This window comes from Frankia sp. CeRuru1 (assembly GCF_977966315.1).
Genome location: NZ_CDWWEW010000259.1, coordinates 4,838 through 7,441 on the forward strand (window position 1 = coordinate 4,838; position 2,604 = coordinate 7,441).

General features: G+C 76.3%; 1 pseudogene. It reads left to right on the plus strand.

The window, feature by feature from the left end:
• Nucleotides 1-48: 48 nt before the first annotated feature.
• Nucleotides 49-2,604 (plus strand): annotated as a pseudogene (locus AC08OP_RS17200) (hypothetical protein); the annotation flags it as partial.

Consider the following 2,604-nt stretch of genomic DNA (forward strand, 5'->3'; position numbering starts at 1 on the left):
GAACGTGCCCGGGTGACGCCCGAGGTGCTGCGGGGGGGAACCAGCCCGGTGAGTGGGCGGCCCGGCAGCGGCATCGTCCACCGGATCGAGCTGCTCGCGCGGGCCGGCGCCGAGGCGGTGCCCGGACTCACCGAGGACGAGGTCCGCCGGTTCGTGCTCGACGGCGGCCCGGATGGCGGCCCGGATGGCGGCGCGGACGGTGGCGCGGACGGTGGCGCGGACGGTGGCGTGGTGGAGGGCGCGACCGCCTCCGCCGCGACCGCCTCCGCCGAGGACGTGTCGGCCCCGGTCGCGGACCCGCGGGCCGCATTCGCCGAGACCCCGGTCGTCGCCCCTGAGCCGGACTGGATGCCGGACTGGTGCGCGGCCCTCGCGGCTGCCGGCGGGCTGGCGGCCGACGAGGTGCGGGACCGGGCGATCGAGGAGAACCTCCTGGCCGGACCGGGTCCGGTGCCGCCGTCGCGGTGGGACCCCGACATCGCCGGGTGCCTCGCCGAACGGTGGGAAACGGCGAGCCTCGCCGAGCTGATCGAGCTCGGGCGGGTGCTGGCCGCGGGTGACCTGCTCTGGATCCGCTCGGTGGCCGTCACGGTCGGGGCGTCCGTGTCGGAGGTGGTCGACGCGGCACGTGCCCAGCGCCTGCTCGGCCAGGCGCGGCCACCATCACCATCCGACTGGTCCCATGCGGACGTCGCCTCCTACCTCACCGAACGGTGGACCGCGGTGCCGTTGGTGACGTTGCTCGACGTGGCCCGGGACCTGACGCGGTCGAGCGTCGGCTGGCTGCGCGCGGTGGCCGACGCCGCCGCGGTCCCGGTCTCCAGCGCGATCGACCGGGCCGTCGCGGAGGGCATCCTCGGCGAGGCCTCGCCGACGGACGCGGCGACGGACGCGCTGACGGACGCGGCGCTGCCGCCGCTGATCGCCGGCTACGTCGCCGCACGCTGGGACGAACGGTCGCTGCGGGACATCATGGCGACGGTCCGGGTCCTGGTGAACGGCGACCTGGAGTGGCTGCGTTCCTTCGGCGCCGCGCTCGGCGCGAATCCGGGCGACCTCGTCGACGAGGCCGTCACGGCGGGCCTGCACCAGGCTGACCCGCCGCCCGATCCCGTCTGGTGGGTCGATCCGCGCGTCGTCGCGTTCGCGCGATCCCGGTGGGGCGTCCTGCCGCTCGACACCCTGCTGAAGATCGTCCGATGCCTCGCCGTCGAGGACATCGTCTGGACCACGCAGTTCGCCGAGCTTGTCGCGGCGGACCCGTCGACGGTGATCGAGACCGCCTTCCAGGAGAACCTGCTCGGCAGGCCGGGCATGTCGGCGTGGGCAGTGGCCCTGTTCGACGACGACGTCGTCGGGCTGTACCTGTCCCGGCGCTGGGGCATCCATCCGCTCGCCGAGACCCTGAACAGGGCCAGCCTGATCGGGGCGGCGCGCGACTGGCTGGTCCGGCTCGCCCGGATGTCCGGGCAGGACGTGGCCGACGTGCTCGACACCGCGATCGCGGAGGGCGTCCTGCGCCGCGGGGCGCAGTCCGCGCCCCCCTCGCTGGAGGGTGTCTCCGCGCCCTATCTGGCCGCTCACTGGGGCACGATGCCGCTGCCCCGGCTGCTCGTCGAAGCGGCGCGCGCGGCCCGGGGCGAGCCGGACCCCACAGGACCCCTCACCCCCGGTCCGGCGGGGCCGGCCACCACGGGTCCATCCGGTCCATCCGGTCCATCCGGTCCATCCGGTTCGTCTGGTTCGCCTGGTCGGGTTGCCGGTTCGTCCGCGTCCTTCGCGGCGGAGGTCGCGTCGCTGGTCGCGCTCGACCCGGCTACCGTCGCCGCGACCTGCGGTGCCCGCCTGGTGCGGGTGGCCGCCGCGCTGCACGGGGCGCCGCGCCTGGTGTCGGCGCTGGGCGCGTTGGACCCGCCCGCCCGGGCCTGGTTGCTGGCGGTCGCCGACCTGCTGCCCGCGGGCGCGGACGAGGTGGATCTGGCCGTCGCCGCCACCACGGACGACCCGGTCGCCGTGGTCGGCCTGGCTCTGGAGCACGGCATAGCGGTGACCGAGGCCGCTGCCGCGGCCGCGTGTCTCGGCCGGGTACCCGAGGCCGACCGGCCGGTGCTCGCGCCGCTCGGGGGGCTGCTTGCCCGGATACCCGTGGCCGTGCTGGTGACACTCGCCTCGCTCGACCTGGAACCCGCGGTGCGCCGGGCCCTGGCCGGCGTCGAGCAGGCACATCCGGGCGCCGTGGACGTGGTCGCGCGGCACGGGGCGCCGGCGGCGCCCATTGTCACCGGGCCCCGGTCGCAGGCGATGATCTCGCTGCTGCAGCGGATCGAGCCGACACCGGGACTCGTGCCGTGGATCCTGACCGCGGGTCCCGAGGCGGCGGTCGCGGTCGCCACGGCCGGTCCCGGCGTCATCGACGTCGCCGCCCGGGCCGCCGATGCCTGGCGGCGCGGCGACGTCGCCGGCCCACTCGCCGCGATCAAGGCCGCCTGGGAGGCGACCGGCCCGACGGACCGGGTCTGGCCCGTCCCGGCCGCGGGCGTCAGCCGCCGGGGTGACAACCTCATCCGGCTGGCCATCACCGTCTATCCCCTCGCGGCGCGGGGA